The 23,599-nt window shown below is 33.9% G+C and carries 30 protein-coding genes and 2 tRNA genes; 19 read left to right on the top strand and 13 right to left on the bottom strand.

Going from position 1 to position 23,599, the window contains the following annotated elements:
• Positions 1-9: 9 nt before the first annotated feature.
• Together ACFO7M_RS13205 and ACFO7M_RS13200 are read right to left on the bottom strand one after the other, a co-directional pair.
• Positions 10-969, bottom strand: coding sequence for a glycosyltransferase family 2 protein (locus ACFO7M_RS13205; RefSeq protein WP_379736113.1), 960 nt, complete (start codon positions 967-969; stop codon positions 10-12).
• Positions 969-1,490 carry a DUF4199 family protein gene (locus ACFO7M_RS13200; RefSeq protein ID WP_379715674.1) on the bottom strand — a complete coding sequence of 174 codons (522 nt, stop codon included), beginning with the start codon at positions 1,488-1,490 and terminating at the stop codon, positions 969-971. The genes ACFO7M_RS13205 and ACFO7M_RS13200 overlap by 1 nt, the downstream gene beginning before the upstream one ends.
• A gap of 218 nt (positions 1,491-1,708) precedes the next feature.
• Here ACFO7M_RS13200 and ACFO7M_RS13195 point away from each other — a divergent pair, with 218 nt between their 5' ends.
• The 3 genes from ACFO7M_RS13195 to mtaB all read left to right on the top strand — a co-directional run bounded on the left by ACFO7M_RS13195 (position 1,709) and on the right by mtaB (position 4,814).
• Positions 1,709-1,960: a type B 50S ribosomal protein L31 gene (locus tag ACFO7M_RS13195; protein WP_379715671.1), complete on the top strand. Its 252-nt coding sequence runs from the start codon at positions 1,709-1,711 to the stop codon at positions 1,958-1,960.
• 120 nt (positions 1,961-2,080) lie between these two features.
• Complete coding sequence (locus ACFO7M_RS13190) at positions 2,081-3,253, top strand: GlmU family protein (protein ID WP_379715668.1); 1,173 nt, start codon at positions 2,081-2,083, stop codon at positions 3,251-3,253.
• A gap of 232 nt (positions 3,254-3,485) precedes the next feature.
• A complete protein-coding gene (gene mtaB / locus ACFO7M_RS13185; protein WP_379736111.1) occupies positions 3,486-4,814 on the top strand; it encodes a tRNA (N(6)-L-threonylcarbamoyladenosine(37)-C(2))-methylthiotransferase MtaB in 1,329 nt (442 codons plus the stop codon).
• A 72-nt stretch (positions 4,815-4,886) separates the two neighbouring features.
• Here the strand turns inward: mtaB and ACFO7M_RS13180 are convergent, their stop codons facing one another.
• Positions 4,887-5,228: a hypothetical protein gene (locus ACFO7M_RS13180; RefSeq protein ID WP_379715662.1), complete on the bottom strand. Its 342-nt coding sequence runs from the start codon at positions 5,226-5,228 to the stop codon at positions 4,887-4,889.
• Positions 5,229-5,272: 44 nt separating this feature from the next.
• Entirely contained in the window at positions 5,273-5,557 is a 285-nt protein-coding gene (locus ACFO7M_RS13175) for a GNAT family N-acetyltransferase (protein WP_379715659.1), read from the bottom strand.
• A gap of 133 nt (positions 5,558-5,690) precedes the next feature.
• Between ACFO7M_RS13175 and ACFO7M_RS13170 the strand changes: the two genes are divergently transcribed.
• From ACFO7M_RS13170 to ACFO7M_RS13160, 3 genes are read left to right on the top strand one after another with little or no spacing between them, the layout of a single operon-like run.
• Entirely contained in the window at positions 5,691-6,350 is a 660-nt protein-coding gene (locus tag ACFO7M_RS13170; protein WP_379736109.1) for an alpha/beta hydrolase, read from the top strand.
• 10 nt (positions 6,351-6,360) lie between these two features.
• Positions 6,361-7,206 (top strand): lytic transglycosylase domain-containing protein, encoded by an 846-nt coding sequence (locus ACFO7M_RS13165; protein WP_379736107.1) that lies wholly within the window; start codon positions 6,361-6,363, stop codon positions 7,204-7,206.
• 11 nt (positions 7,207-7,217) lie between these two features.
• Positions 7,218-7,589: a sulfite exporter TauE/SafE family protein gene (locus tag ACFO7M_RS13160; RefSeq protein ID WP_379736105.1), complete on the top strand. Its 372-nt coding sequence runs from the start codon at positions 7,218-7,220 to the stop codon at positions 7,587-7,589.
• On the opposite strand, the gene ACFO7M_RS13155 is transcribed toward ACFO7M_RS13160, so the two are convergent.
• Together ACFO7M_RS13155 and ACFO7M_RS13150 are read right to left on the bottom strand one after the other, a co-directional pair.
• On the bottom strand, positions 7,586-8,281 hold the full coding sequence (locus ACFO7M_RS13155) for a TlpA family protein disulfide reductase (RefSeq protein WP_379715647.1): 696 nt from the start codon (positions 8,279-8,281) through the stop codon (positions 7,586-7,588). The two genes, ACFO7M_RS13160 and ACFO7M_RS13155, sit on opposite strands and share 4 nt — an antisense overlap.
• 151 nt (positions 8,282-8,432) lie before the next feature.
• A complete protein-coding gene (locus ACFO7M_RS13150; protein ID WP_379715644.1) occupies positions 8,433-8,948 on the bottom strand; it encodes a DUF2892 domain-containing protein in 516 nt (171 codons plus the stop codon).
• Positions 8,949-9,198: 250 nt separating this feature from the next.
• Here ACFO7M_RS13150 and rpmH point away from each other — a divergent pair, with 250 nt between their 5' ends.
• Positions 9,199-9,360, top strand: coding sequence for a 50S ribosomal protein L34 (gene rpmH / locus ACFO7M_RS13145; protein ID WP_007136275.1), 162 nt, complete (start codon positions 9,199-9,201; stop codon positions 9,358-9,360).
• Between the two features lie 187 nt (positions 9,361-9,547).
• Entirely contained in the window at positions 9,548-12,400 is a 2,853-nt protein-coding gene (gene carB / locus ACFO7M_RS13140) for a carbamoyl-phosphate synthase large subunit (RefSeq protein WP_379718974.1), read from the top strand.
• A 51-nt stretch (positions 12,401-12,451) separates the two neighbouring features.
• Here the strand turns inward: carB and ACFO7M_RS13135 are convergent, their stop codons facing one another.
• The gene (locus ACFO7M_RS13135; protein WP_379715634.1) at positions 12,452-12,829 is read right to left on the bottom strand and encodes a hypothetical protein; all 378 of its coding nucleotides are present in this window, start codon (positions 12,827-12,829) and stop codon (positions 12,452-12,454) included.
• Between the two features lie 190 nt (positions 12,830-13,019).
• Here ACFO7M_RS13135 and idi point away from each other — a divergent pair, with 190 nt between their 5' ends.
• The 7 genes from idi to ACFO7M_RS13100 all read left to right on the top strand — a co-directional run bounded on the left by idi (position 13,020) and on the right by ACFO7M_RS13100 (position 15,954).
• Positions 13,020-13,547 carry an isopentenyl-diphosphate Delta-isomerase gene (idi, locus tag ACFO7M_RS13130; RefSeq protein ID WP_379715631.1) on the top strand — a complete coding sequence of 176 codons (528 nt, stop codon included), beginning with the start codon at positions 13,020-13,022 and terminating at the stop codon, positions 13,545-13,547.
• Positions 13,544-13,954: a 6-pyruvoyl trahydropterin synthase family protein gene (locus ACFO7M_RS13125; protein ID WP_379715629.1), complete on the top strand. Its 411-nt coding sequence runs from the start codon at positions 13,544-13,546 to the stop codon at positions 13,952-13,954. The genes idi and ACFO7M_RS13125 overlap by 4 nt, the downstream gene beginning before the upstream one ends.
• Entirely contained in the window at positions 13,954-14,415 is a 462-nt protein-coding gene (locus ACFO7M_RS13120; protein ID WP_379715626.1) for a peroxiredoxin, read from the top strand. Before ACFO7M_RS13125 ends, ACFO7M_RS13120 begins: the two co-directional genes overlap by 1 nt.
• Positions 14,415-15,377: a type I phosphomannose isomerase catalytic subunit gene (locus ACFO7M_RS13115; RefSeq protein WP_379715623.1), complete on the top strand. Its 963-nt coding sequence runs from the start codon at positions 14,415-14,417 to the stop codon at positions 15,375-15,377. Before ACFO7M_RS13120 ends, ACFO7M_RS13115 begins: the two co-directional genes overlap by 1 nt.
• Positions 15,378-15,429: 52 nt before the next feature.
• Positions 15,430-15,696, top strand: a complete 267-nt coding sequence (locus ACFO7M_RS13110; RefSeq protein WP_379715620.1) for a hypothetical protein — start codon at positions 15,430-15,432, stop codon at positions 15,694-15,696.
• 79 nt (positions 15,697-15,775) lie between these two features.
• Positions 15,776-15,849 (top strand) — tRNA-Thr (locus ACFO7M_RS13105).
• Positions 15,850-15,880: 31 nt separating this feature from the next.
• Positions 15,881-15,954, top strand: a tRNA-Thr gene (locus tag ACFO7M_RS13100).
• Between the two features lie 94 nt (positions 15,955-16,048).
• On the opposite strand, the gene ACFO7M_RS13095 is transcribed toward ACFO7M_RS13100, so the two are convergent.
• From ACFO7M_RS13095 to ACFO7M_RS13085, 3 genes are read right to left on the bottom strand one after another with little or no spacing between them, the layout of a single operon-like run.
• Positions 16,049-16,642 carry a hypothetical protein gene (locus ACFO7M_RS13095; RefSeq protein ID WP_379715617.1) on the bottom strand — a complete coding sequence of 198 codons (594 nt, stop codon included), beginning with the start codon at positions 16,640-16,642 and terminating at the stop codon, positions 16,049-16,051.
• Entirely contained in the window at positions 16,629-17,123 is a 495-nt protein-coding gene (locus tag ACFO7M_RS13090) for an RNA polymerase sigma factor (protein WP_379715614.1), read from the bottom strand. The genes ACFO7M_RS13095 and ACFO7M_RS13090 overlap by 14 nt, the downstream gene beginning before the upstream one ends.
• 8 nt (positions 17,124-17,131) lie before the next feature.
• Positions 17,132-17,989, bottom strand: coding sequence for an alpha/beta fold hydrolase (locus ACFO7M_RS13085; RefSeq protein WP_379715611.1), 858 nt, complete (start codon positions 17,987-17,989; stop codon positions 17,132-17,134).
• Positions 17,990-18,249: 260 nt separating this feature from the next.
• Between ACFO7M_RS13085 and ACFO7M_RS13080 the strand changes: the two genes are divergently transcribed.
• Positions 18,250-18,753, top strand: a complete 504-nt coding sequence (locus ACFO7M_RS13080; RefSeq protein ID WP_379715608.1) for a CAP domain-containing protein — start codon at positions 18,250-18,252, stop codon at positions 18,751-18,753.
• A gap of 76 nt (positions 18,754-18,829) precedes the next feature.
• Here the strand turns inward: ACFO7M_RS13080 and ACFO7M_RS13075 are convergent, their stop codons facing one another.
• On the bottom strand, positions 18,830-19,273 hold the full coding sequence (locus tag ACFO7M_RS13075) for a DUF4268 domain-containing protein (protein WP_379715605.1): 444 nt from the start codon (positions 19,271-19,273) through the stop codon (positions 18,830-18,832).
• 107 nt (positions 19,274-19,380) lie between these two features.
• Between ACFO7M_RS13075 and ACFO7M_RS13070 the strand changes: the two genes are divergently transcribed.
• Positions 19,381-20,019 (top strand): NUDIX hydrolase, encoded by a 639-nt coding sequence (locus ACFO7M_RS13070; RefSeq protein WP_379715602.1) that lies wholly within the window; start codon positions 19,381-19,383, stop codon positions 20,017-20,019.
• Positions 20,020-20,058: 39 nt separating this feature from the next.
• Complete coding sequence (locus tag ACFO7M_RS13065; RefSeq protein ID WP_379715599.1) at positions 20,059-20,877, top strand: lysophospholipid acyltransferase family protein; 819 nt, start codon at positions 20,059-20,061, stop codon at positions 20,875-20,877.
• Between the two features lie 32 nt (positions 20,878-20,909).
• On the opposite strand, the gene ACFO7M_RS13060 is transcribed toward ACFO7M_RS13065, so the two are convergent.
• Positions 20,910-21,551 (bottom strand): hypothetical protein, encoded by a 642-nt coding sequence (locus tag ACFO7M_RS13060; protein ID WP_379715596.1) that lies wholly within the window; start codon positions 21,549-21,551, stop codon positions 20,910-20,912.
• A gap of 15 nt (positions 21,552-21,566) precedes the next feature.
• Positions 21,567-22,061: an RNA polymerase sigma factor gene (locus tag ACFO7M_RS13055; RefSeq protein ID WP_379715593.1), complete on the bottom strand. Its 495-nt coding sequence runs from the start codon at positions 22,059-22,061 to the stop codon at positions 21,567-21,569.
• A 213-nt stretch (positions 22,062-22,274) separates the two neighbouring features.
• Here ACFO7M_RS13055 and ACFO7M_RS13050 point away from each other — a divergent pair, with 213 nt between their 5' ends.
• The gene (locus ACFO7M_RS13050) at positions 22,275-23,579 is read left to right on the top strand and encodes an NAD(P)/FAD-dependent oxidoreductase (RefSeq protein WP_379736104.1); all 1,305 of its coding nucleotides are present in this window, start codon (positions 22,275-22,277) and stop codon (positions 23,577-23,579) included.
• The last annotated feature ends 20 nt before the right edge of the window (positions 23,580-23,599 follow it).

Below are 23,599 nucleotides of genomic sequence, written 5' to 3'. Positions count from 1 at the left end.
AAAATAAATTTACAGATTAATTTCTTTCGAAATTTTATAACGTTCCTCATTGTTTTTTGTGCGAAGAATGATTTCGCCTAAAAAGCCAGCTAAGAAAAGTTGTGTTCCGATAATCATTGTTGTTAATGATATATAGAACCATGGGTTTTCAGTTACCAAGATGGTTTCTTGATGCGTAAAATATAATTTCCATAACTTCATTATGCCAATATAACCAGCTGCAATGAAGCCAATCATAAACATAATAGTGCCTAATAGACCAAATAAGTGCATGGGTCTTTTGCCGAATTTGGATAAAAACCAAATGGTAATTAAATCCAGGAATCCATTTATAAAACGGTTCATTCCGAATTTCGATTCGCCATACTTTCTCGCTTGGTGAATTACTACTTTTTCGCCAATTTTTTTGAAACCTGCATTTTTAGCCAATACAGGGATGTAACGATGCATTTCTCCCGATACTTCTATGTTTTTGACAACATTGTTTCGGTAAGCCTTTAAACCACAGTTGAAATCATTCAATTGTACACCGGAAGTTTTTCTAGCTGCCCAATTGAATAGTTTTGAAGGTAGATTTTTAGCAACAACACTATCGTATCGTTTTTTCTTCCAACCTGAAACTAAATCCAAACCATCTTTGGTAATCATATTGTATAATCCAGGAATCTCATCCGGACTGTCTTGTAAATCGGCATCCATTGTGATAATGACATCGCCTTGAGCTTTGGCAAAGCCTGCGTGTAATGCTTGTGACTTTCCATAATTGCTTAAAAATCGAATACCTTTAAAACTTTCGTTTTCTTTGGATAAAGATTCAATAATGTCCCATGAATTGTCACTGCTTCCGTCATCTATGAAAATAACTTCATAACTGAAATTATTTGCAGTCATGACTTTGGTAATCCAAGTGCTTAATTCGGGTAACGATTCTTGTTCGTTAAGTAAAGGGATGATTACAGAAATATTCACTATAATTGATTTGATGTTTTTGATTTGAAAATAGCTGCCAAAATTAAATTAAAAATGGAACTAAATAAAATAGAAAATACCGCACCTCTCAGTAAAATTGAAATTTCGAAGTTATCGGTTCCCATTATCATTTGCTTGTCTATTTTTCCTTTGTTGAATACCTGCTGAATTTCAACTTGTTTTAGGTTCATGAATTCATTCAGGTCAATTTTAAGTTCGGTTGCGATAAAATTATAAAATACATAATTAAAGCCGGTAGAAATGATGATACCTATTGTAGTAGAGATCAATAAAGTAGTGAAAATATCTTTAAGACTAACCGTTTGGTTTCCTAGATCTTTTTTAGTTTTATTGGCTTGAATTATTCGGATGGTCCAATAAACAACATAAACAGAAGCACCCAAATAACCATTTTTATAAAGAGGTTGACCGCTTGCATATGTTATTATCGGTAAAAGAATAGCAAAGAGGCCAATGATGAAGCCGAATTGGACGCCATTCTTTTTAAGGATTTCATTCATTTTAATTTTATTTAGGCTACAAATATACTAATTAATAAAGTTATGGTAATTAGTGTAGGAAATCAAAAAATGTTACGCAATTATTTGATATTAAAAAAATAGTTGTAAATTTGCACCCTAAAATAAATAGTAGTACAACAAAAGTTGCCGTAAATCGATACCTTTTTTAAGTAAAAAGCATCAAGATCAAAAGCAACAAAACATAAAAAGATTTTATCATGAAAAAAGGAATCCACCCGGAAAATTACAGATTAGTAGCATTCAAAGACATGTCAAATGATGATGTTTTTATTACTAAATCTACAGTAGATACTAAAGAAACAATTGTTCACGAAGGAGTAGAATACCCAGTATTCAAAATGGAGATCTCTAGAACTTCTCACCCTTTTTACACTGGTAAATCTAAATTGGTTGATACAGCTGGTCGTATTGACAAATTCAAAAACAAATACGCAAAATTCCAAAAGTAATTTTAGAATTTTAATCTATATAAAGCCTTTCCATTCGGAAAGGCTTTTTTTATTTTTGGGTTGATGGTTTTAGTTGCAAACTTTGTAACTTAGCGTCTCATAAATTCAATAGTAAAACAAATGAACTACATATTATTCGACGGAACCGTTCGTAATGCATTGCTTCCGTTCACTTTCACAAGACCTGTTGCTGATATCCGTGTCGGAATTCTGACGATTCGCGAAAAATGGGAAAAACACTTGGGGTACACTACAACGACAATAACGGAAGAGTATTTGATGGAAAAATATCCTATGGTGGAAATGGAAGAGAATATTATGATTAATGCCTCTTTTTTGCCGAATGATATTTTAACCGAAATGATTAAAAGTCTAGAGGAAAATCAAGCCATTTTTTTTAAAGACGAAGTGGTTGCTTTTTACAGTAAGGACAATCAGGAAGTGGATTTCGATACTTTTGAAATTATTGAATTTACGGATGAATGTTTACGTATCGAGCACACTTGGGATATCTTTGCTAAGAATGATGCGGCTTTACGTGAAGATTTCGAATTGATAACCGAAGGAAGACATTCACAGCCAATTCCTAAATCGGTTAATGTATTGTCTCCAGAAAATATTTTTATTGAAGAAGGAGCAAAAATGGAATTTGTAACTTTAAATGCTTCTACCGGACCAATTTACATTGGTAAGAATGCCGAAATCATGGAAGGCTCTGTGATCCGAGGACCATTCGCACTATGTGATAACGGAAGAGTGAAGTTAGCGACTAAAGTGTATGGAGCTACTACGGTTGGACCACATTCCGTAATCGGAGGAGAAGTGAATAATTCGGTGTTATTCGGTTATTCAAATAAAGGACATGACGGTTTTTTAGGGAACTCTGTTTTAGGTGAATGGTGTAATATTGGTGCCGATAGTAATAATTCTAATTTGAAGAATAATTACGAAGAAGTAAAACTTTGGAGCTATGAAACTGAAGGTTTTGCTAAAACGGGATTGCAGTTTTGCGGATTGATGATGGGTGATCATAGTAAATGTGGCATCAATACCATGTTTAATACCGGAACGGTTGTTGGTGTGAGTGCCAATATTTTCGGGAGCGGTTTTCCACGCAATTTTGTGCCAAGTTTCTCGTGGGGTGGAGCTTCAGGTTTTACAACCTATATGACTAATAAAGCGTTTCAAACGGCAAAAATTGTAATGGCAAGAAGACAAGTGGAATTTACAGAGGAAGATGCTAAAATTTTAGAACACGTTTTTGAAGAAACTAAAAAATATAGAAAAGAGTAATAGTTATAAGTTAATCATATTGAAATTTTACTTTTTTTGCTGTGTTTCATAGTATAAAAGAATGGAAAAGGAAAAATAAATAGTTCAGGGTTGCCATAAATGTTGGTAAAGTATAACTGTTGGAAAGTAATTGATTTGTAATTTATTGAATATCAAGTTTATTTTTTTGAGAAATGTACGTACCTTTGCACCCTCAATTTTTTGACAACGATTTCATTGATTGAGTTATTTTATGGAAAACAAAAAGAAAGTAGCCTTCTATACTTTAGGCTGTAAATTGAATTTTTCTGAAACATCAACGATTGCCAGAAACTTTCAAAGTGAAGGTTTTGATCGTGTTGATTTCGAGGAGGTTGCAGACATCTACGTGATTAATACTTGTTCGGTTACAGAAAACGCCGACAAACAATTCAAGCAAATTGTAAAAAAAGCCATGAAGCTCAACGATAAAGCATTCGTTGCGGCAGTTGGTTGTTATGCGCAATTGAAACCGGAAGAATTGGCTTCGGTTGATGGCGTGGATCTTGTTTTAGGAGCTACCGAAAAATTTAAAATCACCGATTATATCAATGATCTTTCAAAAAATGACATGGGTGAAGTGCACTCCTGTGAAATTGTAGAGGCGGATTTTTACGTAGGTAGTTATTCCATTGGCGATAGAACGCGTGCTTTTTTGAAAGTGCAAGACGGTTGTGACTATAAATGTACTTATTGTACAATTCCTTTGGCACGTGGGATTTCTCGTAGTGATACTATGGAAAATGTGATGAGAAATGCCAAAGAAATTTCTGAAAAAGGAATTAAGGAAATCGTTTTGACGGGTGTAAATATTGGTGATTACGGTAAAGGTGAATTCGGAAATAAAAAACACGAACATACCTTCTTGGAATTGGTTCAGGCTTTAGATAAAGTTGAAGGTATTGAACGTCTACGAATTTCATCTATTGAACCGAATTTGCTGAAAAACGAAACTATTGAATTCGTTTCTAAAAGCCGCACTTTTGTTCCGCATTTTCATATTCCATTGCAATCGGGGAGTAATACCATCCTAAAAAAAATGAAACGCCGCTATTTGCGTGAATTGTATTCGGACCGTGTTGCTAAAATTCGTGAAGTAATGCCGAATGCATGCATTGGTGTTGATGTGATTGTTGGTTTTCCTGGAGAAACAGATGAATTGTTTTTAGAAACCTACAATTTTCTGAATGAATTAGATATCTCATATCTGCATGTGTTTACGTATTCTGAACGTGATAATACCGAGGCAGCAGTAATGGATGGTGTGGTTCCTGCCAATGTTAGAGCTAAACGTAGTAAAATGTTGCGCGGTCTTTCAGTGAAAAAAAGACGTGCATTCTATGAAAGTCAAATCGGATCCAACAGAACGGTTTTGTTTGAAGGAGAAAATAAAGAAGGATATATTCATGGATTTACCGAAAATTATGTAAAAGTAAAAACACCATGGAATCCAGAATTGGTGAATACGCTTCATGATATTCACCTGACTAAAATCGATGAAGATGGAGCCGTGAGAATGGAGTTTGTGAATGTTTTAACCTAATTCTTTATTGTGATATATAGGAATCCAAATAGTAGTCTTTTGATTGGTATTTGGATTTTTTATTTTAAAGATTTAGTATTTGTAATGAAAACGAAGTTTGGTGATACGATAAATATTGTCGCCTAGTTTTTCAATAAATTCAAATTTATTTCTTCCAGGTTGAGTTAATGAAACGATGCTTTTTGCGTCTATTTCATAGTACATGCCGGCTCCTTCCATCATAAATCGGTCGCCAATATTTCGATAGGCTGAACGTACTAATTCGAATTCAAATAAATTCCAAGTAGTGAACTCGGCATTGAAATCACCAGAAGAACAACAAATCCCTTCGGTAAGTTCGGTTTTGCAACCGTAATATTTTTCTATTGCTTCGAAAAATTCTAGAATGTGGTGATTGTTTTCTTCAGAGCTCATGCCATAAAAATACAAATATTTTAGAAACAATACTTTGGATCTGTTTAAATTCGGATGCCAGGAGGTAGCATACTTTTGTAAGCCGGATTCTTTCTGAAAAAGCTTGCTATTCTTGGAAAAATGGGAACAACTCTCCATTTCTTTTCTTCTGCAATGGTTAGAATTTGCCTTATAATTTCATCAAGGTATGGTTCATTATCAAAATGTTCAGGTGTGTTGATGCGGGTTAGGAATATTTTTCGTTCCTGAAGTGAATACTCAACAGTGATTACGCCTTCTGTTGCGAGGATTTCAAATTGTCTTGAGAATGTATTGTCTTTAATTTCCATAGTGATGCGTTGAAGAAGGTTTTTTAAATGAATTATAAAAAAATGGTAATTTTAGGTTCTGACCACTTCATTCCGAGGGGAAATAATTACTTTTATACAAATTTCGGTAAAATCTAGTTATAAGTTACTTTTTATGTCTAAAATTCATGTTTATTTCATGCCGGGTATGGCGGCAAGTTCATTGATTTTTGAAAAAATAAAATTGCCAGAAGATACTTTTGAAATGCATTTGTTAGAATGGTTTCTTCCTGAAAAAGGAGAGTCATTGAAAGATTATGCGAAAAGAATGGCCAAAGAAGTCAAGCATGAAGATGCTGTTTTAATCGGTGTTTCATTTGGTGGGATATTGGTTCAGGAAATGAAACAGTTTTTGCATCCTAAAAAAGTCATTATTATTTCGAGTGTTAAATCTAATAAGGAATTACCTCGCCGAATGAAAATTGCAAAAACAACCAAAGCCTACAAGCTTTTACCTACAAGTTTAGCGCAAAATGTGGAAGCTTTGGCGAAGTATGCATTTGGTTCAGGAATTGTCAAACAACGTTTGGAATTGTACAAGATTTTGATGACCCGAAGGGAAAAAGAATATCTTGATTGGGCTATTGAACAAATTATCAATTGGGAACGAGTTGAAATTGATCCGGATGTTATTCATATCCATGGAGATAATGATGAGGTTTTTCCGGCTAAGAACATTAAAGAATTTATTAATATTAAAGGAGGAACGCATATAATGATCATTATGCGATATCGTTGGCTAAACGCTAATTTGCCTGAGATTATTCTAAAATAAAAATTGGATCATGAAAAAGATAGTTTTGTTGTTTGTTGGTGTTACTGCCTTAGGATTGTTTGTAAATGCAAAAATGAAAAGTAATTTTCCTGGAAAAATTGATTTTGCAGGAGAAGAAGCGCCTTTGCATATTCCAGATGTTAGGGAAAGAATGGATAGGGAATTGGTGGTAAATGAATACATGCATGGTTCAACAATATTGATTTTAAAACGCGCAAATAAAGTTTTTCCTATTATAGAACCTATTTTGGCAAAATACAATGTTCCTGATGATTTTAAATATTTGGCAGTAATTGAAAGTTCACTTACCAATGCGGTTTCAAGTGCTGGGGCTAGAGGTGTTTGGCAATTTATGCCGCTGACAGCTAAGGAGAAAGGATTAGAAGTCTCTGAAACAGTGGATGAGCGTTATCATCTCGAAAAGGCTACAGAGGCAGCTTGTAAATATTTGGTGTCAGCCAAAGAACGATTTGGATCATGGACTTTAGCTGCTGCATCTTACAATGGTGGGTTGAATGGTTTGCAGAACCAGATTGATTTTCAAGGTGTGACAAATTATTATGATTTGCTTTTAAACGAAGAAACTTCGCGTTATGTTTTTAGGATTCTTGCGTTGAAAGAAATTATGAAGAATCCAATAAAATATAATTTTGTCTTATCTCAAGAAGATTTGTATCAAAAAATACCAACCAAAAAAATACAAGTCGATAGTACAGTTAAGGATTTGGCGGTCTTTTCAAAATTGCAGGGAATTAATTATAAGATTTTGAAATATCATAATCCATGGTTGCGAGATAGAAAATTAGATAATCCTACTAAAAAGGTTTATGAAATTGAAATTCCTGAAGTAAAATAAAAATGAAAAAAATGACTTTAGAAGTAGTGTTGTTGCTTGCGTTGATCGGTGTTATTGCTGGAATGTTAAGCGGTTTGGTTGGTGTGGGTGGAGGAATAGTTATGGTTCCTTTACTCATTTATTTAATGGGATTCAATCAACACCAAGCACAAGGAACAAGTTTAACGGTACTGGTAGTTCCGGTTACAGCAGCAGCTGTGTATAATTACTATAAAGAAGGTTATATCGATTGGAGATATGCCGGAATTATAGCTTTGTTTTTTCTTGTAGGAGGTTACTTTGGAAGTAAAATGGCAATCAGTATCGACCAAAAAATGCTAAAGAAAATTTTTGCAGTTGTACTTTTATTTGTTGCGGGTAAGATGCTTTTGTCTAAGAGTTAGTTTGTTGTTAGCTGCTCCTTAGTAATATCTTTGTCAATTAATAAGCTACCTAATCCTTCTCTGAAAACATTGTAATTCATAGTGTATGCTTTAACGTAGCTGCTTTTCTTGTCAGGTTGAGCGCCGCCTCGCTTAATATTAACCACTTTTAAGTTTTGATCTAAGAAATAAGAGGTAGGAAAGCCTAAGGTGTGTTTTAAGTGAGAAACAATTACAGCATCATTTTTGTAGCTTTCATGCGCATAACAAACTGTAATGTTGTGGTTGAATTTTCGTGAAATCTTTTTTACCTGATACTTTTTATCCCAAAATAAAATCACAAACTGAACGTCCTTGGCATATTTTTGGGCTAATTTGTTCAAAGCGGGTATTTCTCCTTTACTTGGAATACACCATGAAGCATAGGTTAAAATAAACAAAGGTTTCTTGAAAGAGCTAAGTTTTACTTTTCTTTTTTCGAAACTTTTTAAAGTGTAATCTTCAAATTGAGTACCGACTAAATGGTGTGATACTAATGAGTCAAAAAGTGTATGACCTTTTTGGATGTCATAGTTGTTGAAAGCGATGTCGCTCTGAATATTATATTTTTTCAAGTGCGCTCTTAAAGCTTCTGGAAAATTCAATTCTGCATCCTGACTAAAGGATGGTAGTGAAAAAAACAGGTATGATAATGCTAAGTAAAGTTTCTTCATGTTAAAATTACAATAAAACAAAACTAATCCATTGATTATAAACTTAATAATTTTCCCGACAAACATATAAATTAATCGTTTAATTACACTTTAAAACGCAAAAAACCGTACTTATTGTACGGTTTTTTTTATTTTTTTTATTAAAAATCAATTAAATTTTCTTCAATTGTTCTTTCATCATGGTGATTTGTTCCTTCAACATATTGTGTTTATCGAGCTTTTTAGCTTCGTTTAATAGTGTTGTCGCTTCTAATTTTCTTCGACGGCTCATTGCGATACCAGCTAAATTTAATTTTGCCAAAGCTAAATCCTGATCCATTGATAAACCTAAACTAATGGCTTTTTTAAAGAATTTTTCTGCTTGATTCAAATTCGTTTGAGAAACCATTAATCCATTTAAGTAATTATAATACCCTTGTTGTTTTTGAATTAATGCGGCTTCCGGGTTTTTGATTTTATCCAACCATTTTTTAGCACCTGCAAAATCCTGATTTCTAAGTTTTAGGAAGGCTAATAAAATAAATTCGTTTCTGAAATATAAAAATACAGGGATGATTGTTAATAATGTTACGAAAATTCCGTTTCCGATATTTCCTTCAGTAAATTGCCAAACCCCAACAATAAAAAGTAATCCAGCTATAATTAATTTGATGTTTTTATGAAACATAAAGATGTTTTTAATAATGAGCTGCAAATATAAAAAAGAAATTGCTATAAGCAACTGCTTTACTAAAAGCTAATAGAGGTAAAAAGGGAAGAGTGTAACTGTGAATTGAAAGACAATTGCTAAACTTAAAAAGAATTGAAATTATTTTTTAAAACCACTTGCAAGAAAAAAAAATCGTTGTATATTTGCACTCGGTTTTACAAAAACCCAAAAGTTAGATATTTATACAAGATTTTAAAGATACAAAGTTATGAGTAAAAGAACGTTTCAACCATCGAAAAGAAAAAGAAGAAATAAGCACGGTTTTATGGACAGAATGGCTTCTGCGAATGGAAGAAAAGTCCTTGCTCGTCGTCGTGCTAAAGGAAGACACAAATTGACTGTTTCTTGCGAACCAAGACACAAAAAATAATGATTGAATTTCAATCAAATACTAAGGCGTTACTTTTATCAGTAACGCCTTTTTTTTAAAAAGTTCATACATTACTGATATTATTAGGAGCTATTTCCTGCTGTTCGCTGTATCTTTTTAAATTATGCAATTTAAAAAGGATGCCGCTTCCATCAGGGCTAATTACAACAAACAACAACACAATACAATGCCTAAAGACACTTCAATCAAATCGGTTTTAATTATCGGGTCTGGACCCATCATCATTGGTCAAGCCTGCGAATTTGACTATGCAGGATCACAATCAGCACGTTCTCTACGTGAGGAAGGAATCGAGGTTATTTTAATTAATTCGAATCCGGCAACCATTATGACCGACCCTTCCATGGCGGATCATGTTTACTTAAAACCCTTAACTACTAAATCAATTATCGAAATCTTAAAAGCGCATCCGCAAATCGATGCCGTTTTACCAACTATGGGTGGGCAAACTGCTTTGAATCTTTGTTTGGAAGCTGAGGAAAAAGGAATTTGGCAAGATTTCAATGTGAAATTGATTGGTGTGGATATCAATGCGATCAATATCACTGAAGATAGGGATCAGTTTAAAAAGTTACTTACCGAAATTAATATTCCTTACGCACCAGCTAAAACGGCTAATTCGTTTTTAAAAGGAAAAGAAATTGCACAAGAATTTGGTTTCCCTTTAGTAATCCGTCCTTCATTTACATTAGGCGGTACTGGAGCTGCTTTCGTTCATAAAAAAGAAGACTTCGACGAATTGTTAACTCGTGGTTTAGAGGCTTCTCCAATTCATGAAGTGTTGATTGATAAAGCGCTTTTAGGTTGGAAAGAATATGAATTGGAATTACTACGTGATAAAAATGATAATGTTGTAATTATTTGTACTATTGAGAATATGGATCCAATGGGAATTCATACCGGAGATAGTATCACAGTTGCACCAGCAATGACGTTGTCGGATACGACTTTCCAAAAAATGCGTGATATGGCGATTCATATGATGCGAAGTATCGGAAATTTTGCTGGAGGTTGTAATGTTCAGTTTGCTGTTTCTCCTGATGATAAAGAGGATATTGTGGCAATCGAAATTAATCCTCGCGTGTCGCGTTCATCTGCCTTAGCGTCAAAAGCAACGGGTTATCCAATTGCAAAAATTGCATCTAAATTGGCGCTTGGTTATAACTTGGATGAATTGCAAAACCAAATTACAAAATCAACTTCGGCTTTGTTTGAGCCAACTTTGGATTATGTAATCGTTAAGATCCCACGCTGGAACTTTGATAAATTCGAAGGTTCGGATCGTACTTTAGGATTGCAAATGAAATCAGTAGGTGAAGTAATGGGTATTGGGCGTTCGTTCCAAGAAGCATTGCATAAAGCTACTCAATCTTTAGAAATCAAACGTAATGGTTTGGGTGCCGATGGTAAAGGCTATAAAAATTACGAACAAATTATAGAAAAATTGACTTTCGCTAGTTGGGATCGTGTTTTCGTAATTTACGATGCTATTGCGATGGGAATTCCGTTGTCTAGAATTCATGAAATTACAAAAATCGATATGTGGTTCCTGAAACAGTATGAGGAATTGTATTTCATTGAAAAAGAGATTTCAAAATATACTATCGATACCCTTCCGAAAGACTTATTGCTTGAGGCAAAACAAAAAGGATACGGAGACAGACAGATAGCGCATATGTTGGGTTGTTTGGAAAGTCAAGTGCATACACTTCGCGATAATCAAGGAATTCAAAGGGTTTATAAACTGGTTGATACTTGTGCTGCCGAATTTAAAGCGCAAACTCCTTATTATTATTCAACTTTCGAAGCTGCAATTGAGAAAGCTGACGGTACAAAATATGTACATAACGAAAGTATTGTTACAGATAAGAAGAAAATTGTAGTTCTGGGTTCCGGTCCAAACCGAATTGGTCAAGGAATCGAGTTTGATTATTCTTGTGTACACGGCGTATTGGCTGCAAGAGAATGTGGTTATGAGACGATTATGATCAATTGTAATCCTGAAACGGTTTCGACCGATTTCGATACGGCTGATAAATTATATTTCGAGCCTGTTTTCTGGGAACACATCTATGATATCATTCAGCATGAAAAGCCGGAAGGTGTTATTGTTCAGTTGGGTGGGCAAACCGCATTGAAATTGGCTGAAAAATTATCAAAATACGGCATCAAAATTATCGGAACGAGCTTTGATGCTTTAGATTTGGCTGAAGATAGAGGGCGTTTCTCTGAGTTGTTGACGGAATTGAATATTCCGTTCCCTAAATTCGGTGTGGCTGAAAATGCGGAACAAGCCGTTAAGTTGGCAGATGATTTGGATTTTCCGTTATTAGTTCGTCCGTCTTATGTATTGGGTGGTCAGGGAATGAAAATTGTAATCAATAAGCAAGAGTTAGAAGAGCATGTAATTGAAATTCTTAAACATATTCCGAATAATAAACTACTATTGGATCATTATTTGGATGGGGCGATTGAAGCAGAAGCTGATGCGATTTGTGATGGTGAAAATGTCTACATAATCGGAATCATGGAGCATATCGAACCTTGTGGTGTGCATTCGGGAGATAGTAATGCAACATTGCCTCCTTTTAACTTAGGTGAATTTGTAATGCAGCAAATTAAGGATCATACGCATAAAATTGCTTTGGCTTTAAAAACGGTAGGGTTAATCAATATTCAATTTGCTATAAAAGACGATACCGTTTATATTATTGAAGCGAATCCGAGAGCATCACGTACGGTGCCATTCATTGCAAAAGCTTATGGAGAGCCTTATGTGAATTATGCGACTAAAGTAATGTTGGGTGAAAATAAAGTAACCGATTTTACGTTTAATCCACAATTAAATGGATATGCAATTAAGCAACCGGTTTTCTCTTTCAGTAAATTTCCTAATGTAAATAAAGCGCTAGGTCCAGAAATGAAATCAACGGGAGAAAGTATCTTGTTTATTGATGATTTGAAAGATGATCAATTCTATGAATTGTATTCAAGAAGAAAAATGTATTTGACTAAATAATTTAGAAATAATATTGAATTGAAAAGAGCGCTTTAAGCGCTCTTTTTTGCTTTAAAAAACAATTGGAGATGTTCCAATTAGAATAGAGCCATTGGAAGTTGCTGTTCCTTCATGGGTTGATATAAGTTCGTCGTCTTGATATACTTCTACAGTCAGTGTTTGCCCTTGAATGCCACCGCTGCCTGATACCGCCATTACGGCTGAAGGTACTTGCTTTTCAAATAGGATAAGCATGCTCCAGGGAAGATCTGAAAATTCTTCAATACCTGTTCCTCCTGAATGGGTAGTGTAACTTGTGCTCATTGTTCCGGTATAATTTCCGTCAACTTGATATCTTATGGTTCTGGAGTCGTCATAGCCTCCGGAATCATCATTACTGCAAGAAGAAAGTGATATTGCAGTTAGGATGAATAAAAATAATTTTTTCATACGTACGTTTTTATTTGTTTGAATGATTTTGGATTGCAATTTATTAAAGAGTTGATATTGTGAAAAATTATGCGCTTGTTGTTTGTACTTTTTTGTAAGTTGTTTGTAGATTTCTTGTGGTCAGATGACATCCTAAGTTTAAACTTTTATTTAGTATAGTTTTCGTATTTTTACCAAGCAATAAAAAGGTATGATTGAAGAGAAAGTAATTTTAGTAAACGAAAATGACGAACCAATAGGGTTGATGCCTAAGTTGGAAGCGCATGAAAAGGCTTTGTTGCATAGAGCTTTTTCGGTTTTTATATTGAATGAAAAAAATGAGTTAATGTTGCAGCAAAGAGCGCATCATAAATACCATTCACCTTTATTATGGACCAATACATGCTGTAGCCATCAAAGAGAAGGGGAAAGTAATATAGAAGCCGGAACCCGACGTCTCTTTGAAGAGATGGGTTTTACTACAGAGTTGAAAGAATTGTTTCACTTTATATATAAAGCCCCTTTTGATAATGGTTTAACCGAACATGAATTAGATCATGTTATGATTGGTTACTATAATGATGAGCCTAAAATCAATAATGATGAGGTGGAAAGTTGGAAATGGATGGCAATTGATGATGTGAAAAACGACATGGAGCAAAATCCTGAAACTTATACGGTTTGGTTCAAAATTATTTTTGATGAATTTTATCATTTTCTTGAAGATCATAAGCTATGAGAGTAACTGTTAGTAGAAAAGCACATTTTAATGCAGCGCATCGTTTGTATCGAAAAGATTGGTCAGATGAGCAAAATCAGTCGGTTTTCGGGAAATGTAATAACCCCAATTTTCACGGACATAATTATGAATTGATTGTAAGTGTTACTGGGAATATTAATCCGGAAACGGGTTATGTAATTGATATTAAAGATTTGGCGGATATTATTTTTGAAGAAGTAGAGTCGAAATTTGACCACAAAAACCTAAATCTAGATGTTCCGGAATTTGAAAACTTAAATCCTACAGCAGAAAATATAGTTGTGGTTATTTGGAATAAGATTAGAAAAAGAATTGCTTCGGGAAATAACCTGGAAGTAACTTTGTACGAAACACCACGTAATTTTGTAACATATAAAGGAGAATAATGCATAAAGGTTTACAAGTAGAAGATAAATTGCCTTTGTTTGCTGGGAAAGACCAAAATGGCAACGAATTTAACATTGCATCGGTTTTGGGTGAAAAAGTGTTGGTAATTTATTTCTACCCCAAAGATGATACTCCAGGCTGTACCAAACAAGCTTGTTTTTTTCGAGATCAATACGAAGAGTTTAAAGATTTGGGCGCTGAGGTAATAGGTATTAGTGGCGATAGTATTTCGGCACATAAAAAGTTTGTGCACAAATATGATTTGCCTTTTATTCTTTTGTCAGACAATGATAAAACTATTCGGAAATTGTTTGGTGTACCCACTAATTTTTTAGGACTAATTCCTGGTAGGGTTACTTACATTGTGGATAAAAAGGGAATAGTTAAAATGGTTTATGATAGTATGAATGCTGAAAGTCATTTTCCAAAAGTGATCGAAGCAGTTAAAAGTTTGGTTTAATGCAAGTATATCCTCTGGTTTTTAAGCCTATATTAAAAGATCGAATTTGGGGAGGAACTAAATTAGCTTCCTATTTAAATAAAGAAATCCCTTCGCCAACTACAGGTGAAAGTTGGGAAATTTCTACTGTGCCAGGTGATGTAAGTGTAATTGCGAATGGGATTTATGCTGGAATGAATTTCAATGATTTAATTTCCCAATATACATCAGAGCTTTTAGGAACTAAAGTTTTTGAACGTTTTGGCTATGATTTTCCATTGCTTTTCAAATTTTTGGATGCCAAAGAAGATTTGTCTATTCAATTACATCCTAACGATGAGTTGGCTAAAAAACGTCATAATTCGTTTGGAAAAACAGAAATGTGGTATGTCATGCAGGCGGATGAGAATGCACGTTTGATAGTTGGTTTTAAGGAAAAATCTTCTCCGGAGGAATACCTAAAACATTTGAATGATAAAACATTGGTTTCAATCCTGGAGCAAATTCCTATAAAGCAAGGTGATGTTTTTTTTCTGGAAACAGGTACGATTCATGCTATCGGTGCAGGAATAGTTATTGCTGAAATACAGCAAACATCAGATATTACCTATCGAGTTTATGATTTCGATCGTAAAGATGCAAATGGTAATTTACGTGAATTACATGTCGATTTAGCTTTAGAGGCAATTAATTATAATAGGGTGGAAGCTAAAAAAGAATACAGTAATATAAATAACCAGAGTAACCTTGTAGTGGATTGTCCCTATTTTACAACAAATGTATTTCCGCTCAATGGTCAGGTTGTCAAAACGAATACATCTGATTCTTTCATAGTTTATATGTGTACGGAAGGAAATTTTGAAATATCTATCGGTAAAGAGGTGTATTCGTTTCAAAAAGGAGAGACTTTTTTGCTTCCAGCATTAGTGACTGATTATCAATTAATTGGTTCTGCAACTCTTTTGGAAATATTTATTTCATAGTAGGATATATCAAGATAAATAGTACCTTTGCAAAAATTTTAAATAGGAAACTATGGCAAGTGTAAAAAACTTAAAGAAAGACATCAACTATGTAATTGGTGATATCATTGAAGCAGTTTATTTGTATGAAATGACTACTACTGGTAGACCAACTGAAGCTACTAACGCTATTATCGAAGAAGCTATCGGAACATTTGATGGATTGATCAAAAAAGTGAACGAGAAAAAAGTAGACAACAGAAAATCTCACTTAAAGCAAGTAAATAAAGATTTAGAAAATGCTGCTAACCAATTAGTTGAAAAAATCAACTCATTATAGTAGAAAAAACAGATAAAATTTAGGGTGTAAGTTTTTGGAAGTTTAAAAAACTCCACTATATTTGCACCCGAAATGAGTCGCCGGTGTAGCTCAGCTGGCTAGAGCAGCTGATTTGTAATCAGCAGGTCGTGGGTTCGAGTCCCTCCATCGGCTCAAATTTTCTAAAATATTGTAAATACACTTTGCCGGTGTAGCTCAGCTGGCTAGAGCAGCTGATTTGTAATCAGCAGGTCGTGGGTTCGAGTCCCTCCATCGGCTCAAAAAGGTCTTCATTTGAAGACCTTTTTTGTTTTTATGAATTGTATGAATAGTGTTTATATAGTAAAAAAGGGTTTCAATTGAAACCCTTTTTTTATTTGTCATAACCTGATTCCAATTCTTTTATAGAATCAATGATTTTTTGAATTCGATCATTTTCTTTTTTCTTCTGTTTCTTTCCTAAATAGAAATAGGCGAAAAGCATCCAAGCGATATAAGTTGTCAAACAAATGGTTTTTAGTTGGAATGACATAGGATGCATTACTTCTATGAAATAGAATACAAAAGCGATGTTAAGTACTATAAAATAGGCAAGGGTGATTTTAGTACTTACTATTTGCTGAAAAGAAAAATACTCATCCAATTGTTTTAAAGTTGCAGATGGTTTTTGGGTCAAATCTATTCTTTTTAATGTTATCATTTGATACAAGCGAACTGCCGAGAAAGCAGCAATACACAATAACATTAAACCTAAACCGATATATGTCGTTGTCTTTTTAAAATCAATGCTCGAACCGATCCAAACTAAAGCTATCATGGTTATAGCTAGGATGGCTACTTGAAAAAGTAGTTTATTTGTGTAGAAGGTTCGTTCTTTTTTTATTTTTTTTATTATTTCGAAAACATCTGGAAGTTTTGTTTCTTCTTGTTGTTTCCATAAGTCTTTTAAATTATCAAAGTCTTTCATATTTTGAATAAATTGTGCTTAATTGTTGTTTGATACGATGAATTTTGACTCTTAAATTGCCCTCTGATATCGAGGTTACTGCTGCAATTTCTTCATACGGAACTTCTTCTAATAGTAAGGTGATTATTAGTCTGTCGGTTTCATTCAGTTCACTAATACATTTGTATAAAAGCTGAATTTGATTTTCTTTCTCGTTAGTGTCATCACTTATTTTTAAATTGGTTTTGTCAAAATCGACCTTTGTTTGCTTTTTGTTGGATCTGATATGAAGCAAGCATGTATTGACTGTTATTCTGTATATCCAAGTGCTAACTTGTGATTCGCCTCTGAACTTTTCCAGATTTTCCCAAACTTTGATGAATACTTCCTGAAGTAAATCATCGGCCTGCATGGTGTCTCCGGTATATCCAAGACACAAACGATGCACTTTTTTTGAATAATTGGAGTAAATGTCTTTGAATTGATTTTCTGTTGAACTCACAGTGTTGATTAGGATTTAGAATTTAAAAATAAGTCAATTTCATTATAAAACCATTCTGGTGTGTCATACATGATGAAATGTTTTGCATTGGCTACTTTTATTGTTTTATTTTTTAATTTGGCATATTGGATGCCATATTCTTTTTCGCTGGCTTCTTTGTTTCCCCAAAGACTAGTTAAGACAAGGATTGGTGCTTTAATTTTTTCAATTTCTTGTCTTAAATCTGTTGTTGACATTTCTACAATTGTACTGCCCAACGTAGTTCGGTCGCTTTTAAAACTCCACTCGGCAATTTGTTTGGCACGTACGCTATCATTTACCTGGTATAGCATTGCTTTAGTCATATTTTTAACATAATTCTCGGTCGGAAGTGCTTTGAAATTTTCAATAACGGCTGCTTTATTGAATTGCGGGTTGTTTTTTAGTAATTCAACTGTAGTTTCTGGTTTGCCAACTGCCGAAACAAATGGAAGTCCATCTACACAAATGCTTTTTCCAAATAAATCGGGTTCGACACTTTGTAACCATAACGTCATGAAAGCACCAAGACTGTGTCCTATTAACATTGGCTTTTGTAATTTTCTGTCTTTGGTATATTGAATGATTTCGTTGCGGACAGTTTTAAGGATTTCATCATTTTGTATGGGTTTAACACCGCCAAAACCAGCAATTGTTATTACATGTAGCTCATAGTTGTTTTTTAAATGATCTACCGTTTCGTTCCAAACCTCTCCATTGCACGAATAGCCTGGGATTAAAATTACGGGCTTTCCTTTACCATAGATTTTTACTTCAAAGGAAGTGTTTTGTGCTGTAATGATGTTTGTATACAGTAATGCAAATGCGAATAAAAGTAAGTTTTTCATAAATATTGTTTTTTAGTTTTTTCTTTTGGATACATCAAGAAGTGATTTGTTACAAAAAAAATTCAAAATATTTTTTAACTGATTTAAAATCAGTTGTTTACTCTTTTAATATGTAAGAATAATTGTGCAAAACAATAAAATTCATGCATTTCATCGATTTTATTTTGTAGTTTATCGATTTTGTTTGTAATGTTGTCCTGTCAATATGAAGTGGTAATCATTTGACAATCAAAAAGTAACACAATCTAAAAAAAAGAATTATGATCAGAAAAACTTTGTCCCAAGTCCTACTAGTAACTTTATTGTCAATCTCATTTGTTTCTTGTTCAAAGGAAGAAATAGCCTCAGATCAAAATAATAATAATACACCTACTAATGTAACATATACTTACTCTCAAGATGAATTGGAGTTAATGAATATCATAAATGATTATAGAGTAAGTATCGGTAAAAACAGACTTGAAAAAGTTGATTTTATCTCGGTTAAATCAGAAGAACACGATTTATATATGATTTCTAAAGGAGGAATCTCCCACGATTATTTTCAAGACAGATACGAAGCGTTGGTAAAAAACCTTGGAGCTGTTAACGTAAGTGAGAATTTAGCTTATAATTATTCAACTCCTCAAGGTGTGTTTAACGCTTGGTTGAATAGTGCTGGACACAAAGCAAATATTGAAGGCGATTTTTCACACTTTGGTATTGCAATCAGAACCAATTCGGAAGGAAAGAAATTTTATACTAACCTATTTATGAAGAAATAAGAATTTTGATTAGTTTATTAGTTTGTTTTTTTATTTGATTTTTAAAAATGCCTTAGCCCCCCAACTAAGGCATTTTTTATGTGTTGATTTCAAGGTCTTTAATGTAGTCTTCATTCTCATAAAAGAAACGCTCAAAAGCATCCATTTTTTCATAAAAGAAATCATAAATCGTATTCCAAGTAGCTTTATTGTTCAAGCTGATTCCTGTTAATTCGACCCAAATTCTACTGATGATTTTTCCGTTCTCCAAATAAAAATTTCTCTCAAAAATGGCATCTTCAATGAAGTCTTCGAGTATAATGGTTTTGAGAGATTCTACTTTTTCAAAATAAATTTTACGCTTTTCTTCGTCTTTTGGTTCAATATCCAACAAGACCTGTGCTTTTTTGTTGTCTACATAAAACTTGAAGGTAACATCTTTTATTTTAGTGTTGTATAATAGCCATTTACGAGGGTAGGCGTCGGCAAATTGGGTCCAAAATTCTTTTTTAATACGGAGGCTTTCTTCTTTACTGTACATAAGAAACAGACTTTTAAATTGTTCAATTCGTTTTTTTACATTAACTTTATAGTTGGGTCTGTTTAAAACAGATAAGATAACTATTGTTAAAACTTAGCTTAAAAAAAATGGAGTTTTCTGAATTTTTGAAATATGTGCCAAAAATAACAAAAGAAACGCTACCAGCCTCTGATGCGCACGCAAAAATGATACCTCCAGAAAGGATTGATTTTTTACGCAATCATTCTTTTGCCAATTTGGTGCCTAAAAGAGCAGCAGTTTTAATGCTTTTGTACCCAAAGAAAAACACTACACATCTAGCGCTAATTGTCAGAAATTCTTATCCGGGTATTCATGCTTCCCAAATCGCTTTTCCTGGTGGAAAAGTTGAAGTTTTTGATGCGGACCTCTCGCAAACTGCTTTGAGAGAAACTCATGAAGAAATTGGGATTCCATCCGATAGGATCAATTTAGTAAAAGCTTTTAGTGAAGTGTATATACCACCCAGTAATTATTTGGTTTCTCCATTCTTGGGGTTTTCAGAAAACGAACTATCTTTTACTCCTAATCCCGAAGAAGTTTCTGGAATTATCGAGTTGCCAATGTGTGAATTTCTTGATGATAGTTTGGTTGTAAATGTCAATATGTCAACTTCTTATGCTACGGACATAATGGTTCCTGCCTTTCAAATTAATGAGCATCTGGTTTGGGGCGCCACTGCAATGATGATGAGTGAATTGAAAGAAATTTTTAAAAAAGTGATATAATTTTTTTTTTATAAATTCGCACCCTTAAAAAAACATACTATGGGATTGTTTAAAAGAAATCCTTTCGGACATATACTTTTCATTAAAAGATGGTTGATTTTAGTTTTCGGTACGCTAACACATCGAAGATATCGTGGGTTTAATTCCCTTCAAGTTGACGGATCTGAAATTATCAGAGCTTTGCCAGATAATAATGTTTTGTTTATCTCAAACCATCAAACCTATTTTGCTGATGTTGTTGCTATGTTTCACGTATTCAACGCAAGTTTGAAGGGACGAGAAGATAATATCAAAAATGTGGGTTATTTATGGAAACCGAAATTGAATATTTATTACGTAGCCGCTAAAGAAACTATGCGAGCGGGATTATTGCCTAGAATTCTAGCGTATGTTGGAGCAATTACCGTAGAGCGTACATGGCGTTCCGATGGGAAAGATTTGGCAAAACACGAGCAAAAAGAAGTGAATGTTAACGATACTGAAAATATTGGTATTGCTTTGGAAGACGGTTGGGTGATTACTTTTCCGCAAGGAACTACCAAGTCTTTTAAACCAGTACGTAAAGGAACGGCACATATCATTAAAAATCATAAACCCATAGTGGTTCCAATTGTAATTGATGGTTTCCGACGTTCTTTTGATAAGAAAGGATTGCGTCCTAAGAAAAAAGGTATTCTTCAATCATTTACAATAAAAGAACCTTTGCAAATTGATTACGAAAACGAATCAATCGAAGAAATTGTAGAAAAAATTGAGTATGCTATTGAACAACATCCTTCTTTTTTGAAAGTACTTTCGGTAGAAGAAATACAAGAGCAAGAAGAATTGGATCGCTTACGTCGATGGAATATAGATTAAATAAAAAAGCCTGCTTTTGCAGGCTTTTTTATTTAATAGTCTATTTTTTCTAATTCAGTGTAATTCTTTTTTAGTCGTTGAAGAAGGAATCCGTAAATCAAACGATAAAACAGCCAAAACAATCCGATAAAAACGGTTGTGACAATAATTAAGGCAAATGTAGCTCCAAGATAAAAACTTGTTGTGAGTTCTTTGTGCTGTTCCAATGACATGACATCTAGTGTTTGCTTCATTACAAAAGAATAGATGGTGATCAGAAATATAGCTCCGGCAGATAAATTGAAAATTATATAATTGCTAACAGTTTTGCGGGCACTGATAATGGTCTCCATTAATTTTTTTACACTATCCGTAGTAGAAACTTGTCGATAGGCCAAATAAAATTTATAGATAAAATAAACGGCAACAATCCATATTATGGCTGATCCAATTTGGTAAAACGTGTACACACCGGCTCCTTTTAATAACGCCAAGGTTTCGTCATGACTTTTGGTAAATTGCATACCAATGTTAATTATAATACCAAATAAAAATTCTATAATACTGATCAAAAATATCCATTTTATAGTCGAAGAAGAATTTTTATGCAGCATCGCATAAATTTTTTCTTCCGTGACTTTCGGAAAATTTTCTTTCTGATTCCAGACTTTTTTTAATAAATCCAATTCTTCCATTATCTGTCTTAATCGTTACGGATTAATAATTTGTTTTAATTTTGTTTTGATACGATTCATCTTCACACGAGCGTTAACTTCGCTAATTCCAAGGGTTTCTGCAATCTCTACATAGTCTTTGTCTTCCAAGTACATAAAAACTAACGCTTTCTCAATATCATTAAGCTGTTGAACCGCTTTGTATAACAATTTAATATGTTCTTCTTCTTCGTAATTGTACTCTTCCTGCAATACAAAATGCCTGCCTGTCTCAAATTCAATTGTGTTTACAGATTTGGTGTTCTTTCTGTATAAAGTGATTGCAGTATTAAGGGCAACTCGGTAAGCCCACGTAGAAAATTTACTTTCTCCTCTAAATTTTGGAAAAGCTTTCCATAATTGGATGGTGATTTCCTGAAATAAATCGTTATGCTCGTCTTCATTTTGAGTATATAGCCGACAAATCTTGTGAACAATGTTCTGATTTTCTTTTAGTTGCGATACAAACGACTGCTCTAGTGCATTACTCATATTCTATTAGTAGGTAACAGCTTTATTATGTTACAAAATAATCAAAATTTTTAGGAGCACAGAAATCTCTTTTTTAGGAAGTCTCGTCCTGCTTTCGCCTTTATCTGCCCATGCCTGATTGGCATTGTCAGGATATCGGCTCTATCAGGGCTATTTTAGAACATTCGATTTCGAAACAAACTTTGTATCTTTGGAATATTGAAATTCTGAATAATGAATATACCTCAGTCGGATAAAAAACGAATTGTGATCATCGGTGGTGGATTTGCAGGAATCGCCTTAGCTAAAAAGCTTAAAAACAAAAATGTTCAAGTGGTATTGTTGGACAAACACAATTACCATACTTTCCAGCCTTTATTGTATCAGGTGGCAACGGGAGGTTTGGAAGCGGGATCGATTGCATATCCGATCCGAAAAGTAATTCAGGGATGTCGTGATTTTTATTTCAGGCTAACTACGGTAAAAGAAATCGATACGGCAAACCAAAAAATTATTTCTGAAATAGGGGATTTGCATTACGATTATCTGGTTATTGCCACTGGGTCAAAAACGAATTATTTCGGAAATAAAGAAATCGAACGAAATTCGATGTCAATGAAAACCATTCCGCAATCATTGAATATCCGCAGTTTGATTCTTGAAAATTTTGAACAAGCTGTTCTAACTAAAGATACTGTTGATAGAAATGCTTTGATGAATTTTGTTTTGGTGGGTGGCGGACCGACAGGTGTTGAACTTGCCGGTGCCTTGGCTGAAATGAAGAAAGCCATATTGCAAAAAGATTATCCAGATTTGGACATTCAGAAAATGCAAATCAATTTGATTCAAAGTGGTGATCGCATTCTTAACACCATGAGTGAAGAATCTTCAAGCGCCTCAGAAGCTTTTCTAGAGAATTTAGGCGTTAAAATCTGGAAGAATGTTCGGGTGACGAATTATGACGGTAGAACGGTAACGACCAATTCCGATTTAAGTTTTGAAACCGCTACTGTAATTTGGACAGCCGGTGTGCAAGGTGCTGCAGTACACGGATTAAGTTCTGATGCTTTGATTCAGAAAGTAGAACGTATTCGCGTGAACGAATTCAATCAGGTGAAAGGTTATGATAATATCTTTGCCATTGGAGATATTGCTTGCATGGAATCAGAATTATTTCCACAAGGTCATCCTATGATGGCACAACCTGCATTGCAAATGGGGAACTTACTAGGTGAGAATATCATCAAACATTTTCAAAATCAACCCATGAAACGCTTTGAGTATAATGATAAAGGCTCAATGGCAACTATTGGACGTAATAAAGCTGTGGTCGATTTGCCAAAATACCACTTCAACGGTGTTTTTGCGTGGTTTGTTTGGATGTTTGTGCATTTGTTTTCTTTAATTGGGTTCAAGAATAAAGCCGTGGTTTTCTTGAATTGGGTATACAATTATATTCGCTTTGACCGAGAAGGGCGCTTAATTATTCGACCTTATAAAAAGAAAAGTTTTACCACTTTTACTTCCGATGAAATCTAAATTTGTACGAACTAAAACCG

The organism is Flavobacterium sp. GCM10023249, assembly GCF_042653365.1.
Taxonomy (GTDB): Bacteria; Bacteroidota; Bacteroidia; order Flavobacteriales; family Flavobacteriaceae; genus Flavobacterium.
The sequence above is the reverse complement of the archived record's forward strand: the minus strand, read 5'-3'. Positions and strand labels throughout refer to the sequence as shown.

Coding starts and splice junctions, on each gene's coding strand:
- ACFO7M_RS13200 (WP_379715674.1), bottom strand. CDS start 1,490: ATGAATGAAATCCTTAAAAAGAATGGCGTCCAATTCGGCTTCATCATT.
- ACFO7M_RS13195 (WP_379715671.1), top strand. CDS start 1,709: ATGAAAAAAGGAATCCACCCGGAAAATTACAGATTAGTAGCATTCAAA.
- ACFO7M_RS13190 (WP_379715668.1), top strand. CDS start 2,081: ATGAACTACATATTATTCGACGGAACCGTTCGTAATGCATTGCTTCCG.
- mtaB (WP_379736111.1), top strand. CDS start 3,486: ATGGAAAACAAAAAGAAAGTAGCCTTCTATACTTTAGGCTGTAAATTG.
- ACFO7M_RS13180 (WP_379715662.1), bottom strand. CDS start 5,228: ATGAGCTCTGAAGAAAACAATCACCACATTCTAGAATTTTTCGAAGCA.
- ACFO7M_RS13175 (WP_379715659.1), bottom strand. CDS start 5,557: ATGGAAATTAAAGACAATACATTCTCAAGACAATTTGAAATCCTCGCA.
- ACFO7M_RS13170 (WP_379736109.1), top strand. CDS start 5,691: ATGTCTAAAATTCATGTTTATTTCATGCCGGGTATGGCGGCAAGTTCA.
- ACFO7M_RS13165 (WP_379736107.1), top strand. CDS start 6,361: ATGAAAAAGATAGTTTTGTTGTTTGTTGGTGTTACTGCCTTAGGATTG.
- ACFO7M_RS13160 (WP_379736105.1), top strand. CDS start 7,218: ATGACTTTAGAAGTAGTGTTGTTGCTTGCGTTGATCGGTGTTATTGCT.
- ACFO7M_RS13155 (WP_379715647.1), bottom strand. CDS start 8,281: ATGAAGAAACTTTACTTAGCATTATCATACCTGTTTTTTTCACTACCA.
- ACFO7M_RS13150 (WP_379715644.1), bottom strand. CDS start 8,948: ATGTTTCATAAAAACATCAAATTAATTATAGCTGGATTACTTTTTATT.
- rpmH (WP_007136275.1), top strand. CDS start 9,199: ATGAGTAAAAGAACGTTTCAACCATCGAAAAGAAAAAGAAGAAATAAG.
- carB (WP_379718974.1), top strand. CDS start 9,548: ATGCCTAAAGACACTTCAATCAAATCGGTTTTAATTATCGGGTCTGGA.
- ACFO7M_RS13135 (WP_379715634.1), bottom strand. CDS start 12,829: ATGAAAAAATTATTTTTATTCATCCTAACTGCAATATCACTTTCTTCT.
- idi (WP_379715631.1), top strand. CDS start 13,020: ATGATTGAAGAGAAAGTAATTTTAGTAAACGAAAATGACGAACCAATA.
- ACFO7M_RS13125 (WP_379715629.1), top strand. CDS start 13,544: ATGAGAGTAACTGTTAGTAGAAAAGCACATTTTAATGCAGCGCATCGT.
- ACFO7M_RS13120 (WP_379715626.1), top strand. CDS start 13,954: ATGCATAAAGGTTTACAAGTAGAAGATAAATTGCCTTTGTTTGCTGGG.
- ACFO7M_RS13115 (WP_379715623.1), top strand. CDS start 14,415: ATGCAAGTATATCCTCTGGTTTTTAAGCCTATATTAAAAGATCGAATT.
- ACFO7M_RS13110 (WP_379715620.1), top strand. CDS start 15,430: ATGGCAAGTGTAAAAAACTTAAAGAAAGACATCAACTATGTAATTGGT.
- ACFO7M_RS13095 (WP_379715617.1), bottom strand. CDS start 16,642: ATGAAAGACTTTGATAATTTAAAAGACTTATGGAAACAACAAGAAGAA.
- ACFO7M_RS13085 (WP_379715611.1), bottom strand. CDS start 17,989: ATGAAAAACTTACTTTTATTCGCATTTGCATTACTGTATACAAACATC.
- ACFO7M_RS13080 (WP_379715608.1), top strand. CDS start 18,250: ATGATCAGAAAAACTTTGTCCCAAGTCCTACTAGTAACTTTATTGTCA.
- ACFO7M_RS13075 (WP_379715605.1), bottom strand. CDS start 19,273: ATGTACAGTAAAGAAGAAAGCCTCCGTATTAAAAAAGAATTTTGGACC.
- ACFO7M_RS13070 (WP_379715602.1), top strand. CDS start 19,381: ATGGAGTTTTCTGAATTTTTGAAATATGTGCCAAAAATAACAAAAGAA.
- ACFO7M_RS13065 (WP_379715599.1), top strand. CDS start 20,059: ATGGGATTGTTTAAAAGAAATCCTTTCGGACATATACTTTTCATTAAA.
- ACFO7M_RS13060 (WP_379715596.1), bottom strand. CDS start 21,551: ATGGAAGAATTGGATTTATTAAAAAAAGTCTGGAATCAGAAAGAAAAT.
- ACFO7M_RS13055 (WP_379715593.1), bottom strand. CDS start 22,061: ATGAGTAATGCACTAGAGCAGTCGTTTGTATCGCAACTAAAAGAAAAT.
- ACFO7M_RS13050 (WP_379736104.1), top strand. CDS start 22,275: ATGAATATACCTCAGTCGGATAAAAAACGAATTGTGATCATCGGTGGT.